General features: G+C 75.8%; 18 protein-coding genes. 8 read left to right on the top strand and 10 right to left on the bottom strand.

Translation table 11 applies throughout. From position 1 onward, the window contains the following. Positions 1 to 98: 98 nt before the first annotated feature. The 5 genes from BMW27_RS08910 to BMW27_RS08890 all read left to right on the top strand — a co-directional run bounded on the left by BMW27_RS08910 (position 99) and on the right by BMW27_RS08890 (position 2,868). Positions 99 to 677, top strand: coding sequence for a hypothetical protein (locus BMW27_RS08910; protein WP_091442497.1), 579 nt, complete (start codon positions 99 to 101; stop codon positions 675 to 677). Between the two features lie 39 nt (positions 678 to 716). Further along, positions 717 to 986, top strand: coding sequence for a DUF2277 domain-containing protein (locus BMW27_RS08905; protein WP_012949647.1), 270 nt, complete (start codon positions 717 to 719; stop codon positions 984 to 986). A gap of 81 nt (positions 987 to 1,067) precedes the next feature. Next, positions 1,068 to 1,607, top strand: coding sequence for a hypothetical protein (locus BMW27_RS08900; RefSeq protein WP_091442493.1), 540 nt, complete (start codon positions 1,068 to 1,070; stop codon positions 1,605 to 1,607). Between the two features lie 35 nt (positions 1,608 to 1,642). Continuing rightward, positions 1,643 to 2,104: a PGPGW domain-containing protein gene (locus BMW27_RS08895; RefSeq protein WP_175486438.1), complete on the top strand. Its 462-nt coding sequence runs from the start codon at positions 1,643 to 1,645 to the stop codon at positions 2,102 to 2,104. Between the two features lie 248 nt (positions 2,105 to 2,352). Then, positions 2,353 to 2,868: a DUF6328 family protein gene (locus BMW27_RS08890; RefSeq protein ID WP_091442486.1), complete on the top strand. Its 516-nt coding sequence runs from the start codon at positions 2,353 to 2,355 to the stop codon at positions 2,866 to 2,868. Between the two features lie 4 nt (positions 2,869 to 2,872). Here BMW27_RS08890 and BMW27_RS23670 read toward each other — a convergent pair whose 3' ends face one another. Beyond that, positions 2,873 to 3,118, bottom strand: coding sequence for a DUF559 domain-containing protein (locus BMW27_RS23670; protein WP_217638092.1), 246 nt, complete (start codon positions 3,116 to 3,118; stop codon positions 2,873 to 2,875). 12 nt (positions 3,119 to 3,130) lie between these two features. After that, positions 3,131 to 3,361, bottom strand: coding sequence for a very short patch repair endonuclease (locus BMW27_RS23665; RefSeq protein ID WP_217638091.1), 231 nt, complete (start codon positions 3,359 to 3,361; stop codon positions 3,131 to 3,133). Positions 3,362 to 3,450: 89 nt separating this feature from the next. Here BMW27_RS23665 and BMW27_RS08880 point away from each other — a divergent pair, with 89 nt between their 5' ends. Next, positions 3,451 to 4,890, top strand: coding sequence for a glycosyltransferase family 39 protein (locus tag BMW27_RS08880; RefSeq protein ID WP_245743406.1), 1,440 nt, complete (start codon positions 3,451 to 3,453; stop codon positions 4,888 to 4,890). Between the two features lie 216 nt (positions 4,891 to 5,106). Continuing rightward, the gene (gene srmL, locus BMW27_RS08875; RefSeq protein ID WP_091442478.1) at positions 5,107 to 6,234 is read left to right on the top strand and encodes a PheS-related mystery ligase SrmL; all 1,128 of its coding nucleotides are present in this window, start codon (positions 5,107 to 5,109) and stop codon (positions 6,232 to 6,234) included. Positions 6,235 to 6,332: 98 nt separating this feature from the next. Here the strand turns inward: srmL and BMW27_RS08870 are convergent, their stop codons facing one another. The 7 genes from BMW27_RS08870 to BMW27_RS08840 all read right to left on the bottom strand — a co-directional run bounded on the left by BMW27_RS08870 (position 6,333) and on the right by BMW27_RS08840 (position 13,860). Next, positions 6,333 to 7,589, bottom strand: coding sequence for an HNH endonuclease signature motif containing protein (locus BMW27_RS08870; protein ID WP_091442475.1), 1,257 nt, complete (start codon positions 7,587 to 7,589; stop codon positions 6,333 to 6,335). A 223-nt stretch (positions 7,590 to 7,812) separates the two neighbouring features. After that, entirely contained in the window at positions 7,813 to 8,475 is a 663-nt protein-coding gene (locus tag BMW27_RS08865) for a glycosyltransferase (protein ID WP_091442473.1), read from the bottom strand. After that, on the bottom strand, positions 8,472 to 9,326 hold the full coding sequence (locus BMW27_RS08860; RefSeq protein ID WP_091442471.1) for an NAD-dependent epimerase/dehydratase family protein: 855 nt from the start codon (positions 9,324 to 9,326) through the stop codon (positions 8,472 to 8,474). Before BMW27_RS08860 ends, BMW27_RS08865 begins: the two co-directional genes overlap by 4 nt. Then, a complete protein-coding gene (locus BMW27_RS08855; protein WP_245743405.1) occupies positions 9,323 to 10,108 on the bottom strand; it encodes an aldolase in 786 nt (261 codons plus the stop codon). Before BMW27_RS08855 ends, BMW27_RS08860 begins: the two co-directional genes overlap by 4 nt. Before the next feature lie 20 nt (positions 10,109 to 10,128). Next, the gene (locus tag BMW27_RS08850) at positions 10,129 to 11,202 is read right to left on the bottom strand and encodes an ABC transporter ATP-binding protein (protein ID WP_091442466.1); all 1,074 of its coding nucleotides are present in this window, start codon (positions 11,200 to 11,202) and stop codon (positions 10,129 to 10,131) included. A 40-nt stretch (positions 11,203 to 11,242) separates the two neighbouring features. Beyond that, a complete protein-coding gene (locus tag BMW27_RS08845; RefSeq protein WP_245743403.1) occupies positions 11,243 to 12,676 on the bottom strand; it encodes an ABC transporter permease in 1,434 nt (477 codons plus the stop codon). Positions 12,677 to 12,828: 152 nt separating this feature from the next. Continuing rightward, complete coding sequence (locus BMW27_RS08840) at positions 12,829 to 13,860, bottom strand: iron ABC transporter substrate-binding protein (protein WP_091442464.1); 1,032 nt, start codon at positions 13,858 to 13,860, stop codon at positions 12,829 to 12,831. Positions 13,861 to 14,014: 154 nt separating this feature from the next. On the opposite strand from BMW27_RS08840, the gene BMW27_RS23945 reads away from it, so the two are divergent. Then, positions 14,015 to 14,836, top strand: coding sequence for a GNAT family N-acetyltransferase (locus BMW27_RS23945; protein WP_245743401.1), 822 nt, complete (start codon positions 14,015 to 14,017; stop codon positions 14,834 to 14,836). Between the two features lie 130 nt (positions 14,837 to 14,966). Here BMW27_RS23945 and BMW27_RS08825 read toward each other — a convergent pair whose 3' ends face one another. Continuing rightward, positions 14,967 to 15,944: a bacteriorhodopsin gene (locus BMW27_RS08825; RefSeq protein WP_217638090.1), complete on the bottom strand. Its 978-nt coding sequence runs from the start codon at positions 15,942 to 15,944 to the stop codon at positions 14,967 to 14,969. Positions 15,945 to 16,083: the final 139 nt, after the last annotated feature.

Raw genomic sequence — 16,083 nt, 5'->3', positions numbered from 1 at the left:
TCGACGCCTCGTCGTGCCCACAGTGCACCGTTTGTGCCCACCGGCCCGGGGCACCCCGCCGGGCACGTCCGACTCCGATCTTCCCCAGGAGGCCCGCCATGGCGAGCAGCGACCGCACCGCCCCCGAGGGTGCCTCGGCCACCTCCGGCGTGGCGCGGGACGCCGTCGCCGCCCAGCAGTCGGCGTTCGGCGGGATCGCGTGGGGGGCGGCGTTCTTCGGCTGGCTGTCGGCGACCGGCCTGGCGGTGCTGCTCGTCGCGCTGGTGTCGGCGGCCGACGTCGCGCTGGGCCTGACCGAGGGGGCGTCGGCCGGGGAGGTGGGCCTCGGCGGGGCGGTCGCGCTGCTCGTCGTCCTTTTCCTGTCCTACCTCGCCGGCGGGTACGTCGCCGGGCGGATGGCGCGCTTCACCGGCTTCCGGCAGGGCCTGGCGGTCTGGCTGGTGGGCCTGGTCGTCGTCCTGCTGGTCTCCGGCGCCGCGGTGGCGCTGGGCAGCGAGTACAACGTGCTCGCGCGGCTGGAACTGCCGCGCATCCCGGTCGAGGAGGGCACCGCCACCACGACCGGCCTGGTCACCCTCGCCGCCGCCGCGGCGGCGGCGCTGGTCGGGGCGCTGCTCGGCGGCGGTCTGGGCACCCGCTACCACCGGGAGGTCGACCGGGCCGGCTTCGCCGTCTGAGGCTCCCGGACGTCAGCCGGCGCTCCTACGCTGCGGCGCATGTGCCGCAACATCCGGCCCCTGGCCAACTTCGAGCCCCCCGTCACCGAGGACGAGGTGCACGCCGCCGCGCTGCAGTACGTCCGCAAGATCAGCGGGACGGCGCGGCCGTCGCGGGCCAACGCCGAGGCCTTCGACCGTGCCGTCGCCGAGGTCGCCGAGGCCTCCGCTCGGCTGCTGGCCGCGCTGGTCACCACCGCTCCGCCCAAGGACAGAGAGGAGGAGGCGGCCAAGGCGCGCCGCCGGGCCGCGCTGCGCTACGGCACCTGAGCACGAGTGGTGCGCGATCGAGTGTGAACACGGGATGCGGGGTAGAGCGACCCCACCTGTCCCCTCCTGAGGAGATCACCAATGGCGCGCAACACCCTGTCCCGCTCGCTGCACGACCTCGGACTCTCCGCCTGGTTCGGCGGCACGCTGGCCAACGCCGTCGCGCTCAACGCCGCGGCCGGTGAGGCCGGCAGCGCATCGGACACCGGCCGGGTGGCCAACGCCGGCTGGGACCGGTGGACGCCGGTCAACGCCGCGGCCATCGGCGCGCACCTGATCGGCAGCGTCGGCCAGCTGCTCGGCAACCGCAGGCGCGTGGCCGAGCAGCAGGGCGTCGCCGGCATGAGCGCGCTCAAGACCACGCTCACCGCGGCCGCCCTGGGCGTCACCGCCTACAGCCGGGCGCTGGGCAAGGTGGTCTCCGACGCCGGCGGCACGCCGTCCCGCTCGGGCACCAAGCCCAGCAAGCGAGCCAAGGCCGAGGTCGCCGCGGCGCAGGCCAAGCTCGACCAGCTGCAGTGGGTGATCCCGGCGCTGACCGGCGCGCTCGTGGTGGTCAGCTCCTACGCCGGTGAGCAGCAGCGGCCCAGCGAGGTCGCGCGCGGGCTCGCCCAGCGCTGACCGCTCCTCCACCCCGCGCCGATCCAGGAGTCCCGGTGACCCACACGCTCGACACCCAGGGCACGCCTGCCCGCGGCGGCGCGACCCGGTGTGCCGACTGCACCGACGGGCTGGGCCGGCCCCGACCGGTCGAGCCCGGCTCGTGGCGCGACCGGATCCGGCAGAAGCCCGGCCTCGGCATCGCCTACCGGGTCGGGGTGTTCGTCGTCGGGCTGCTGTTCGTGCTGCTGGGGCTGGCCCTGACCGTGCTGCCCGGGCCGCTCACCATCCCGCCGGTCCTGGTGGGGCTGTGGGTGTGGTCGACGGAGTTCCAGTGGGCGCGGCGCTTCTTCGTCGCCTTCCGCCGGCAGGCCCGCGACGCCTGGGCACACGCGAGACGGCACCCGGTGAGCTCCGCGGCGATCACCGTGGGCGGCCTGGCGGCGGCCGGCGTGGTGTTCTGGGCGGTGGGCCACTACGACCTGGTGGACCGCGCCCTGGCCGCCATCGGGGGCTGACCGACGCGACGAGGCCCGGCGGACCACACGGTCCGCCGGGCCTCGTCGCGTCTGCGCCCGGTGGTCCTCGGGGGAGTGCTCCGCCGTCGCCTCCCCGGCCGGGGTCCGGGCGCCACGGGCGTCTCCAGCGACACGTCGTCCTCTGCACGCCGAAGGGGTGACCGGGCCGGGCGCACCCGGCCCTGCTCCGTGGGACCATCCCGCTCCACCTCGATCGGGCGGAACGGCGACGGCAGGAGGTGCGGGCCATGACGGGCGTGCGGAGTCCGCAGCACCGCGGCGACTCGTCACACGACGGTGAGAGCCGCAAGGAGCGGATCGACCGGGAACTGATGGAGCTGCTCAACGAGCTGCGCGTCGCGCTGCCCGGGGTGCAGTTCCTCTTCGCCTTCCTGCTCGTGGTGCCCTTCCAGCAGCAGGGCACCCGGCTCACCGACTTCCAGCGGGACGTCTACTTCTTCACGCTGCTGGCCGCCGCCGTGGCGACCGGGCTGCTGATCGCGCCCGCAGCGCAGCACCGGGTGCTGTTCCGGCAGCACGACAAGGAGGCGCTGCTGCGGCGCAGCAACCGTTCGGCGTCCCTCGGTCTGGCCGTGCTCGCCGTGGCGATCGTCGGCGCGGTGCTGCTGGTGACCGACGTGGTGTTCGACCGGACGCTGGCGTGGATCACCGCCGCGGTCGTCGGTGCCCTGCTCGCCTGGTGGTGGCTGGCGGTCCCGTTCTGGAAGCGCGCGCACAACGAGCAGGACGAGCCGGACGACTGAGCGGTCACCCCACGGACGGGCGGCCGAGGGCGGCGCAGATCGCGTCCGCTACCGCGTCGGGGTCCTCGTGTTCCCAGAAGCGGAGCACGCGCCAGCCCTCGGCGTGCAGCACCGCGTCGGCCCGCCGGTCGCGGGCGACGTTGTCGGCCAGCTTGGCGGCCCACCACTCCCGGTTCGATCGCGGGAGGTGACCGCAGGCGGCGGCCACCGTGCAGGGCCCCGCCACGAGCCTGCGAGTGGTGGGGGGCACGGTGGTCCTTTCTCAGAAACAGCCGTCGAGGAAGACGACGAGCCGCCGTCCCTTCCAGACAATGTCTCCGCGCGCCCGGGTGCCGGCGCACGGCCGGACGTCGACGCGGTAGCGCACCCCGCGGGCGTGCAATCGGCGACGAACGGCGAGCTCGTGCGCGGTGTCGCGGCGCGGCTGCCGGCGGAAGCGCCGGGCGACCGTCTCCGACGACGGCGGCGGCGCCGGCCCGGGACCTGCGGTCACCTCTCCCCTCCCCCCGCTGAGGGTCCGGGACGCTACGCCACGGCGGTGACACGTCGGCTGCCGAGGAAGGGTCGCCTAACCTGCTCGGCGTGAGCACGACGGCGGAACGGGTGTCCGCACCGCCCGCGCCGGTCCGCGCCCCGTCGACCCGCTGGTCGGTGCTCGAGCTGGTGCCGCCGCTGGCCGTCGTCCTGCTGGGGACGGTGCTGCTGCTGCCGGGACACGGGCTGTGGTTCGACGAGCTGTTCACCGCCGAGGTGGGCCGCCGGCCGTACGGGGAGATCCTCGCGGCGATCGTCGAGGGCCGCGGGACGACGGGCTACCTGGCCGACGTCCCCCCGTCGTACAACGCGCCCTGGTACTTCGTGGTGCACACGTGGGTCTCGCTGCCGGGGCTGGGCGGGGACACGTCGCTGCGGGTGCTGTCGCTGCTGGCGACCGCAGGCGGGCTGGCCCTGATCACGCGCGCGGTGACCCGGCTGACCTCGCGGGCGGCCGGGGTGCTGGCCGGGGTCGTGTTGGCAGCGAGCCCGCTGCTGCTCGAGCAGGCAGTGGAGGCCCGCCCGTACGGACTGGCGGTGCTGGCGACCGGGGGCGCACTGCTCGGGCTGGTGCGCTGGCTGCAGGGGTCGCCGCGGGGGCTGCTGCTGTTCGGGCTGGCGGGCGCGGGGATGGGGCTGGCTCACTGGTACGCGGTGACGGCGCTCGCCGGCTTCGTCGTCGCGGCGCTGCTGCTGCGCGGCCGGCGGGCGCTGCCGGTGGTGCTCACCGGTGCGGTCGCGGCGCTGCCCGCCGTGGGGCTGGTCGGGGTGAACCTGCTCAACGGGACCGGCGCGCGCAACGCCGAGCACCTGCGGGACACCGAGGGCACGCTGGCCGACCTGGCCGTCGAGGCGTGGACCGGCGGATCGAGGTCGTTCCTGTACCTGACCGTGGGGCTGGCCGTGCTGGGCGCGCTGCGTGGCGCCGGGGTGCGGGTGGTCGGCACCTGCTGGCTGCTCGTGCCGCTGGGGCTGCTGCTGCTCGCCGAGACGGTGCGGCCGGTGTACCACCCGCGGTACCTGCTGGCCGGGCTGCTGTCGTTGGGCGTGCTGGCGGCGGTGGGTGCGCTGACCGTGCCGCGCGCGGCCCGGGCACCCGTCGCCGCACTGCTGGTGGCCTGCTCGCTGCTGGCGGCCTCGCCGTTGGCCGTGCGCGAGCCGCGGGAGCGGGCCGACGACGTGGTGGCGCTGCTCGCCGCGCGGCAGCGCCCCGGCGAGCCGATCGTCGCCGCGGACCAGCGCTCGGCGACCGGGCTGGACCACTACGTCCGGACGGCGGCTCCCCAGCTGCGGCCCGACGTCGTCCTGCCGCCGGACGACGCCCCGTCCGCGGCTGACCGGGTGTGGCTGGTCCGCCGGGTGATCCGCGGCGAGGTGGTGTCCACCGACGACGACGACGTCCTGCTCGGCGCCGGGCTCCGGGTGGTCGACGAGTACGCGTTCGACGCCTCGAGGACCGACCTGCTCGTCCAGCTCTGGGAGCGCTGAGCCTGCTCGGTCGACCGACGGACCGGCGCCGGAACTCACGGGACGTGTCGCTCGGGGACCGCTACCTTCGGTCCGTGCACGAGCACGGGACCTCCTTTCCCCGCCCCCGGCTGCCGAGCAGCCGTGGGGGCGCCGAGGTCTGCCGGTAGCCCGTCACGGAGCCGTCGGCCGGGGGTGATCGCCTCCCCACCCGCCGACACCCCAGGAGGGTTTCCCGTGACCACCCTGCTGTCACCCCACGACATCGAGGTCGCGCTCGAGCTGCGCGACCTGTCCGACCCCGCCGACGGTCCGCACGCGATGCAGGTGCTCCTCGACGACGTGCTCGCCGCCCTGACCGGCGCCTGGGACTGCGCCCTCGACGTGCAGCGGCGGCGGCCGCTGGTGAGCGTCGAGGACAACTACGACCGCCTGGGTTACGCGGTCGCCGACATCACGCGCGACGCCCGCTACAGCCGTTACGCCGCCGAGACGGTGATGCTGCGCAGCCACACCAGCGCCGGCGTCCCTCCTGCACTGCGCGCGCTCGCCACCGCCCGAGCCGCCGATCCCGAGGTCGACGTGCTGCTGGCCCTGCCCGGCCTCTGCCACCGCCGGGACAGCATCGACCGGCTGCACGTGGGCACGCCCCACCAGGTGGACCTGTGGCGCGTCGGCACCCGGCGGCTGGGTGCCGACGACCTCCGGCGGATGGTCACGCTGGTGGTCGGCGCCGTCCTGCCCGGAGCGCGCTGGCGCACCTCACCGGCCCGGCACCCCTACACCACGCGAGGTCTGCAGGTCGACGTGTGCACCGCGTCGGGCTGGGTGGAGCTGGCGGAGTGCGGCCTGGCCGCCGAGCACGTGCTCACCGGCGCCGGTCTCGACGCCGACCGCTACAGCGGCCTGGCGCTGGGCATGGGCCTGGACCGGGCGCTGATGGTGCGCAAGGGCATCGATGACATCCGCGTGCTGCGCTCGACGGAACCGCGCATCGCCGCACAGCTGCTCGACCTGGCCCCGTGGCGACCGGTGTCGTCGCAGCCACCCGTGCGCCGGGACCTGTCCATCGTCGTGGACGCCCCGGTCGATGCGGAGCTGCTCGGGGACACCGTCCGCACCGCTCTGGGCCCCGCGGTCGAGGACCTCGAGTCGGTGACCGTGCTGGCCGCCACCGCCCACGCCGACCTCCCGGACGCCGCCCGCCGCAGGCTCGGGCTGCGCCAGGACCAGGTCAACGTGCTCCTGCGGCTGGTGCTGCGTCCCCTGTCCGGGACCTTGACCGACCAGCGCGCCAACGAGCTGCGCGACCAGGTCTACGCGGCCGTCCACCGCGGACCGCGCCAGGAGTGGGCCGCCCGCTGAGGTGCGTGTTCCCGCCGGTGCCGACGTGCGGGCAGCCGGCAGCCGACCGGTGCCCCAGGGTGGGCGTCGGTCGGCTGCCGGCTCGGCCGGGTGCCGGCTCAGGCGGCGGCGGGAAGGGGTGGGCCGGTGCGGCCCGGTCCGGTGCGGCCCGGTATGGTGCGCAGGGGTCCGGTGCGGATCTCGCTGCCATCCGGGCGCTGGGTGCGCCATCGCCCGTCGGGTTGCCGCTCGACCCGGAAGCCGTGGTGGACCTTGGTGTGGTGCCGTTCGCACAGCAGCGCGGAGTTGGCCAGCGACGTCTCACCACCGTTGACCCACTCCAGCAGGTGGTGCACGTCGCACCAGTGGGTGGGAGCCCCGCAGCCGGTGAACACGCAGCCGCCGTCGCGGACCTCCGCGGCGCGGCGGACGTGCGGGGGTACCAGGCGCACGGTGCGGCCGTGGTCCAGCGGCATCCCGTCCGGGCCCAGCACGATCCGGGTGACGGCCCCGTCGCAGGCCAGCCACCGGGCCCGCGCCGCGGAGACGGTCGCCCCGAACCCCAGCTCGGCGGCACCGGCGCCGACCGCGGGATCGACCAGATCCTCGACACCGACCTTGACCGGCACCTGGGGCTTGTGCCCGCGCAGCACCGGCAGCTGACCGGCGGCCAGCTGGTGGTCGCACAGCTGCACCAGCGCATCGGCCAACTGCTGGCCCCTGGTGCGCTCGTCCCCGGCACAGCGGCCGGCCTGCACCACCGACTCCAGCGCGGCCTGCAGCTTCTCCCCACCCACCGCGTCCAGGTCGAACCGGCCGGAGATCGACCCGTCGGCGTGCTTGGCGATGACCACCCGCCGCCCCCCGGTCGGATCCGGCTCCGGCCCGTCGGCATCCAGGCGCTGCAGGTAGTGGTGCACCGCCCTGGCGACATCGGCGTGCGGACGGGTGATGGCCACCTCGGTCAGCACGGTGTCCACGCCGCCCAGGTCCACGCCCTGCTCCGCGGCGCGGGTGAGGTGCTCCGGCTCGGCCACCCGGCCGACCACCGCCGCCTGCTCGCCGGTCACCGCACCGGCTGCCAACGCCGCAGCCAGCACGGGCAGCTGCACCAGCGCCCGCCCGGTGCGCACCACCCGCGCGGCCTCGCCCGTGGACAGGTGGGCGTGCCCGCGCAGCCAGGAGGCCATCGTCTTCAGCCCGTCGACCTCCGCCGCGCCGGACACCTCGGCCTCCCGCACCGTGCGGGCGACCTCGGCGGCCAGCCGGTTCTGCGCGGCCAGCAGCGGACCCAGCCGGTCGAGCAGCGCCGGGCCGAACAACGGCCCCAGGTCCTCGGCGGCCAGCGCGTCCAGGGAGGCCAGCAGCTGCTCCACGACACCTCCCCAGCGCTTCGATCAAGCGTTCGAATCCTACTGGAGTCAGAACCCCGCAGCAGTACGACTCCCCAGCTCCGGAACCTGTACACAGACCTGGCGGAGGCCTTGACGACGGCCGCAGCCGGCCCTCGGGCAGCGGCCCCGGGATTCCAGAGGTGGGTCCAGTGAGGCGGCGCCGGAGCGGCCTACGGTGAGAGACGGCCCAGACGCCTCGAACGAGCTACCGCTGGCGCAGCGCCCAGCCCAGCGAGCGGACCGACTGACCCAGCCGGGCCCACGCCGTCCACGCCGACCGGCCCTCCGGCCGCACGTCCCGCGACACCGGCACGCTGGCCACCGGCCGGCGGGCCACGCCCACGGCCAGCACCACGCTCGGCGCCCCGGAGGCGGCGAGCACCGCCGAGCGCACCAGCGGCCCCAGCGCGAGGAACGCGCCGGCGTCCGGCGGCAGGCCGGTCAGCCGCGCGGCCACCCGCCGGTGCAGCCCGCCGGAGGAGCGCCGCAGCCACGACTCGTACGCCCCGCGCCGCCCGGCGAAGACCGCCTCGACGTCCCCCACCGCCAGCCGGTCGAGCAGCAGCGGCACGGCCTCGGGCGGGTCCTGCAGGTCGGCGTCCATGCACACCCACACGTCGGCGTCCGGCTCGTCGGCCAGCCCCCGCCGCAGCGCGGCGTGCTGCCCGCCGTTCACCCCGAGCAGGGTCGCCTCGACGCGCGGGCCGGCCAGGGACAGGGCGACGTCGGTACTCCCGGCGGGACACGCGTCGACCACCAGCCGCAACCGCCAGTCCCGGCCCGCCAGCGCGGCACCCAGCCGCGCGGCCAGCGGCTCGAGCGTCGCCGCGTTCCGGTACACCGGGACTATGACGGCGACGCGGGTCACGACAGCGCGGCCCAGGTGCGCGAGAGCCCCTCGGCCAGGTCGACGGAGGCCCGCCAGCCCAGCAGCGATGCCGCCAGGGACGGGTCGCTGACCCAGCAGTCGGTGTCCCAGTCGCGGCCCGGGTGCGCACCCGCCGCACCGGCGATCGGCCGGCCGGTCACCCGCGACGCCACCGACACCAGCTCCTCGGTCGAGGTCTGCACGCCGGTGCCGATGTTGAGCACCTGACCCGGCGGCAGGTCGTCGGCCAGCGCGCCCCGGACGCAGGCGTCCACGACGTCGCCGACCCACACCCAGTCCCGCCGGCTCACCCGCGCCGGCAGCGGGACGACGGCGCCGGTACGGGCGGCGTCGAGCACGACCGGCACCAGCCGGGCCGGGTGGTCGCCGGGCCCGTAGACCTGGAACGCGCGCAGCACCGCCGACCGCACCCCGCGCTCGGCCGCGGCGGCCTGCAGCAGCAGCGACCCGGCCGCCTTGGTCGCCCCGAAGAACCCGCGCGGGCGCAGTGCGGCGTCCTCGGCCAGCGGCACCGGCGCGGCGGCGTACTCGGTCGACGACCCCAGGCGCACGACGGCACGGCACCGTGAGGGCAGCGCGTCGACCAGCCACGGCGACGTGTTCACCGCGACGGTGTCGGCCCGGTCCCCAGGCGTCGCCTTGCGCCGCGCCGCGGCCAGCGAGAACACGACATCCGGGTCGGCATCGCGCACGAGGGCGGCAGCAGCGACCGCATCGGTCAGGTCGACCGATGCGCGCGTCAGCGGGACGACGTCCCACCCGTCGCCGCGCAGCCGCGCGACCAGGTGCCGGCCGACGAAGCCGCCGGCACCGGTGACCAGGGCCCTCACGCCGGCTGTGCCACCGGCACGCCGGTCACGGCGGCGACGAACGCGGCCCGGCGCTCGGCCACGTCGGCCGCGGTGGCGGTCGCCAGCCCGGTGAGGACGTCGAGCAGCCGGGGCACCTCGACGAACGGGTCCCGCCCGGCCATGTCCGCGGTGAACGAGCGCCGCAGGAAGGTGAAGTCGGCGCCCACGCGGACGAGCTCGGCGGCGAGCAGCCAGGCCGGGACCGGCGCGCCGGCCCCGGGCAGGGTCAGCCCGCCGACCCCGAACGGCCCGGGCACCGCCGCGCGGACGGCGTCCACGGTGCCGTCGACCAGCGGCGTGAACAGCTGGTCCGAGCCGCGGTCGATGCGCAGGTCGTTGAGGCCCACGTACACCCGCGACAGCGGACGGCGGGCCAGCTCGGCCGCGCACGCCACACCGTCCTGGGTCTCGACCAGGATGCCCAGCCCGCAGCGGCCGGCCACCAGGTCCAGGGTCCGGTCGACCTCCTCGGCGGTGCGCACCATGGGCAGGAACAGCTCGTCGGCGCCCCGGGCGACCGCGTCGTCCACCTCGGCCCGGGTCCACGGGCCGAAGCCGTTGATCCGGCACAGCAGCCGGCCGTCGGTGGCGGCGCGCATCCGGCTGAGGTCGGCGGGGGTGTCGCCGTTGATCTGGGTGCCCTCGCCGAGCTGGCGGCGGTGCTTGCCACGCCGCTCCCAGTCCACGACGACCCCGGTCGCGCCCGCGGCGACCACGTCGGCGCCCCAGCCGGGGTCGACCGTGAAGAGGAAGAGGTCCACGCCGGTGAGCTTAGGCACACCTAACTCGACGCGGGCACCCGACCCACCCCGGACCGGACGGCGTCCCCCGGGAAGGGCAGCGCCGCACCGAGGACGCCGACCGTCACGTCGTCCCCCACCGCCGGCAGGTCCCAGCCCTCCAGCCGCGCGCTGAACGCCATCCCGGACGACAGCTCCAGACGCACCCGCGCGTCGTGCCCGAAGAAGTCGACGCCGCGCACGCGGGCGCGCGGCCCCGCCCCGGCCACCGGCCCGAGCCGCAGCTGCTCCGGGCGCAGCAGCACCCGCACCGGCCCGTCGGGGCAGGTGCGCTCGAGGTCGAGCACGCCGAGGGCCGAGTGCGCCCGGCCGGCCCGGACGTCGGCGTCGAGCACCACCGACTCCCCCACGAAGGTCGCGACGTCGAGGTCCTGCGGGCTGCGGTAGAGCGTGCGCGGATCGGCCAGCTGCACCAGCCGGCCGCCGCGCAGCACGGCCACCTGGTCGGCCATCGACAGCGCCTCGGCCTGGTCGTGGGTGACCAGGACGGCGGTCGCGCCGGCCGCGGTCAGCGCGTCGGCCACCGCCTGCCGCGTCTCCTCCCGCAACGACGCGTCCAGCGAGGAGAACGGCTCGTCGAGCAGCACCAGGGACGGCGCCGGTGCCAGCGCCCGCGCCAGCGCGACCCGCTGCTGCTGGCCGCCGGACAGCTGGTGCGGCGAGCGCTGCGCGAGGCCGGCGTCCAGGCCGACGAGCTCCAGCAGCGACGCCACCCGGCCGGCGTCGCGGCGCTGCCGGCGGGGCAGGCCGAAGGCGACGTTGCCGGCGACCGACAGGTGCGGGAACAGCCCGCCCTCCTGCGGCACGAAGCCGATGTGCCGGCGTCGCGCGGCCACGCTGCGGCCGGGACCGGCCACTCGGCGCCCGCCGACGTCGACGGTGCCGCGGTCGGGGTCGTCGAAGCCCGCGACCAGTCGCAGCAGCGTCGTCTTGCCACACCCGGAGGGCCCGAGCAGCGCGGTGAAGCTGCCCTCGGGCACGTGCAGGTCCACCCCGGTCAGCACCGGCGTCGCGCCGTAGGACTTGGTCACGTCGGTGACCGTCAGCGAGCTCATGGCAGCGGGTCCCGTCGAGGAGGAGAGGGCGGTCGGGGGGTCACGTCATCAGCCCCCGCCGGGCGTCGCGGGAGAGCAGCACGGTGGCCGGCGCCGAGAGCAGCACCATGACGACCGCGTACGGGGCAGCGGCGCCGTACTCCAGCGCGCTGCTCGCCGACCAGAAGGCGGTGGCCAGCGTCGTGGTGCCGATCGGTGCGAGCAGCAGCGTGGCGGTGAGCTCGGTGACCACCGCGAGGAACACCAGCGCCGCGCCCGCGCCGAGGCCGGGCGCCAGCAGCGGCAGCGTGATCCGGCGCAGCCGGTCGACCGGTGAGGAACCCAGCGAGGCGGCGACGTCGTCGTACAGGGGTGGCGCCTGCTCGACGGCGGCGCGCACCGTGACGATCGCGCGGGGCAGGAAGAGGATCGCGTAGGCGGCCAGCAGCACCGGCACCGTCTGGTAGATCCACGGCGTCACCTCGAGGGAGACGGTGACCAGCGCGAGGGCGATGACGATCGCCGGCACCGAGCTGCCCAGGTAGGTGCTGCGCTCCAGCAGCGTGGCCACCCGGCCCCGGGCCCGGACGGCGAGCCAGCCGGTGGGCAGCGCCATCGCGGTGGTGACGGCGGCTGCGACCGCGGCCAGCCCCAGCGTCGTCCCCGTCGTCTCCAGCAGCGCGGACCGGTCCAGCGCCGTCGACGAGCCGCGGACCATCCACAGCGCCAGGCTGCCCAGCGGCACGGCCAGCGACAGCGCGACCAGCCCGCCCAGCCCCAGCAGCGCGGGGACGGCGAGGGCTCCGAGCCGGACCGGCCGCCCGGCACGCGCCACCCCCGCTCCGGTGCGGGCGTAGCCACGGCGGCCGCGGAGCCGCAGCTCGGCCAGCAGCAGCGCCAGGCACAGCAGCATCAGCACGCCGGCCAGCGCGGTCGCGCCCGGCCCGTTGAAGGTGGCGCGGTACTGGTCGTAGATGGCGGTGGTGAAGGTCGGGTAGCGCAGCATCTGCAGCGCACCGAACTCGGCCAGCACGTGCAGCGCGACGAGCAGCGAGCCGCCGAGCAGCGCCACCCGCAGCTGCGGCAGCTGCACCCGACGGAACACGGCGGGGCCGGAGAGCCCCAGCCCGCGGGCGGTGTCCTCCAGCGCCGGGTCCAGGCCGCGGAAGGCGGCGACCACCGGCAGGTAGACGAAGGGGAAGTAGGACAGCGTCACGACCAGCAGCGCGCCGCCGTAGGTGTCCAGCCCCGGCAGCAGCGAGATCCAGGCGTAGCTGTTGACGAACGCCGGCACGGCCAGCGGCGCCACCAGCAGCACGTGCCAGACCCGCCGTCCCGGCAGCGCCGAGCGCTCCACCAGCCAGGCCGCGCCCACGCCGAGGACGGCGCACAGCAGCACCGCGCCGCCGACCAGCCGCGCCGTGTTGCCCAGCAGCTCGGCCACCCGCGGGCGGAACACCAGCTCCCGCACACCGGCCCAGCCGACGTCCGCCATCCCCGCGACGACGAAGCCGAGCGGCAGCAGCGCGAGCAGCGCGACCGCCGCCGCGAGCAGGAGCGTCAGCGGGGTCCGGCGCGTGCGCGACCGCCCCGGGACGGCCGGCCGGACCGCCGTCCCAGGCGCGGCGGCCGGCGACGCGGGAGCGCTCAGAGCAGCCCCACGTCCTGCATCAGCTCGGTGACCCGCTGCTGGTCGAGGGAGCCCGGGTCGACCTGCGGCGCCTGCAGCTCCGCCAGCGGCGGCAGCGCCTCCGCGGAGGGGACGTCGTTGCCGACGGCGTACTCCAGCGCCGTGCTCTCGGCCAGCCGCTGCTGCGCCGGCGGCGAGGTCAGGTAGGCGACCAGCCGCTGGGCCTGCTCGGGCTGGTCGGACGAGGCCAGGACACCGGCGCCGGAGATGCTGAGGAAGGCGCCCGGGTCGGAGTTGCGGAAGAAGTGCAGCTCGGCGTCGTCGCTCTTCAGGCCGTTCTCGGCGCGGTCCCGGTAGAAGTAGTAGTGGTACATGACGCCGGCGTCGATCTCGCCCTCGTCGGCGGCGACCATCACCGCGCTGTTGCTCGGGTACACGTTGGCGTTGCGCTGCAGGCCCTCCAGCCAGGCCCGGGTCGCCTCCTCGCCGCGCAGCGCCAGGACCCCGGCGACGATCGCCTGGAAGTCCGCGCCGCCCGCGGCGATGCCGATCCGGCCCTGCCACTCCGGGTTCGCGAGGTCGAGGATCGACGCCGGCAGCTGGTCGGCGGGCAGCTGCGCGGGGTTGTGGACCAGCACGGTGGAGCGGGCGGCGAAGCCGGTCCAGTTGCCCGAGGAGGGCCGGAACTGCTCGCCGACCTGGTCCAGCGTGGCCGGGTCCAGCGGGGCCAGCAGGCCCTCGCGGTCGAGGACGTCGATCGACGGGCTGTTCTCGGTGAGGAAGACGTCGGCCGGGCTGGCCTCGCCCTCCTGCACGATCTGGTTGGCCAGCTCGGCGTCGTTGGCGTCGCGGAACTCCAGCGCGATGCCGGTCTCCTCGGTGAAGCCCTCGAGCATCGTGCGCACCAGGCTCTCGTGCTGGGCGCTGTAGACCGTCAGCGTCTCCGCGGCCTCCGCGTCGTCCCCGCCGCAGCCGGCGAGCGCCCCGGCCGCCACCAGGGCGGTGAGCGCGGCGGCGGTGCTCCGCCCGAGCCTGGTTCCTCCGAGCACGTGGGCCTCCTCGCCGACGGATCGCCGGACCCCGTGCCCGGCGGGACCGCCCCGTGAGGCGGCGTCCTCCGGAAGACAGGTTAGGCACACCTGACTTGAAGGTGTACCACGGGTCGCGGCGGGGCGGACAGGACCGATCGGCTACAACTCCCGCATGACCGCTGCACCGCTCCGCATGCGCACGGCCCGCTTCGCCGAGCTCACCGGCACCGAGGTCTACGGGCTGTGCCGGCTGCGGGTCGACGTCTTCGTCGCCGAGCAGCGGTGCGCCTACCCGGAGCTGGACGGCCGGGACCTCGAGCCGGCCACGGTGCACCTGTGGTTCGAGGACGGCGAGGGCGGCGCCGCCGCCACGATCCGCGTGCTCGACGACGGCGGCACCCGCGCCATCGGCCGGGTCGCGACCGCGGCCGGGCACCGCGGCCAGGGACTGGCGGCCCGGCTGATCGAGGCCGGGATCGCGCTGTGCGACGGCGTCCCGATCACGCTGGGCGCGCAGGCGCACCTGGAGGGCTGGTACGAGCGGTTCCGGTTCCGCCGCAGCGGCCCCGGCTACGTCGAGGACGGCATCCCGCACGTCCCGATGCGTCGCGAGCCGACGGCCGGGGACCCGCCTGCCTCACCGTGGCGGCCCCGTCCAGAGGCTCGCCGCGAGCCTGCGAGCGGTGAGGAGGACGGGGTCCTTCTCCTGCTGCGGACGGCGGCCGACCGGCTGGAGGCCCTCGCCGCCCGGACGACGCCCGGCGACTGGCGGGCCGGGGGTCTGCTGGCGACCCGTCCCGAGGTGGTCGCGCACTCCCCGGACGGCGACACCGAGCACGTGGCCGAGGCGCGGGCGGGGACCGGTGCGTGGATCGCGGCGCTGTCCCCCGCACTGGCCGCGCCGCTGGCGGGCTGGCTGCGGGCCGCGGCGCACGGACCGGTCGACCCGGCGGCCGAGTCGTTCGCCCGGGCGCTGCTGGCCCGGCTCCCCTGAGGGCTCCGCCGCCTGGGGCACCTGTGTCGGCCTCCTGCTCGGTGCCGCCGCGGCCCCGTCCCGGGCACCGCCCCGAGCTTGCGAGGGGTGGGGAGAACGGGGTCCTTCTACGGTGGCAGCAGGTCCTCCGTCAGGTGTCCTCGCGGCGGCGGCCGGCTGCGCTCGGAGCCGCGTCGGGCCGGCGGAGGAGCTCGGGTCCCCGGGAGGTGCCGAGCCGGTCGAGCAGGGCCGGGGCGATCCGCCCGACCTCGGGCAGCACGCCGTCGCTCTTGTGCGCGTTGCTCGACCACACCGGTTCGGGGTGCGTGTCGACCCCGGCCACGACGTCCTCGGCGGTGCGCAGCTTGGCGACCTTGTGCACGAGGACCCCGAAGCCGATCTTGGCCACGACGTCGGCCGCGGAGTAGCCGACCTGCATGGCGGTGAACCACGCGGGGGTGACGTCGGCGAAGACGGGGACCGCGTAGACCAGCGGGTAGACGCCGAAGCTGCTGAGCAGCACGATCGTGGCGTTCCGGAGGCTCACGGCTGCCTCGGGACCCATCGTCGGCAGCGACCGGCGCACCGCGCCGATGAGCGCCACGTACAGGTAGGCGAAGAACGCGGTGCTGATCAGCCCCCACACGACCAGGGCGAGCCGGTCGCGCCCCTGGTCGAGCACCTGCGCGCCCAGGTAGCCGGTGACGATCATCAGGAAGGCCGCGGCCATGGTGCTGGAGCGCAGCCGGCGTGCCGCGGCCCCGGTGACCGAGCAGACGGCCAGCAGCTCGACGGTCAGCAGCGGCACCGTGATCGACCAGTCGATGTAGCGGGTGCCCTCCGTGGTCCGCGCCTCCTCGTTCGGCACGTACACGCCGTCCTCGAGCCGGAAGCCGCTGTCCCAGTCGAGGTAGAGGAGCAGGTAGGCCACCGTCGCGACCGCGGCCAGGCAGAGGGCGGCGTACGACGAGGGCCGGTACCGGGCCGACACCTCGTCGCGGCTGGTCAGCGAGTACAGGAAGTAGGCCAGCAGCGCGAAGCCCGCGCCGAGGATGGCGAACTGCACCACGTCGTAGAGGCCCAGCGGCATGGTCTGCAGTTCGGGCACGGGCGGGTCGGTCGGGTCCACGGACCACTCCGGAGGCTAGGGGGCGGGCGAGCCCGCCCCCGGTACCCGGCCGACCGCGCCGGGCAACCGGACGATCGGCTGCGACGTGAGGGTGTCCGGCGCCCCCGTGACGCCGGACACCGTCACTGTACGAGACCGC

The organism is Geodermatophilus poikilotrophus (assembly GCF_900111455.1).
Taxonomy (GTDB): Bacteria; Actinomycetota; Actinomycetes; order Mycobacteriales; family Geodermatophilaceae; genus Geodermatophilus; species Geodermatophilus poikilotrophus.
The sequence above is the reverse complement of the archived record's forward strand: the minus strand, read 5'-3'. Positions and strand labels throughout refer to the sequence as shown.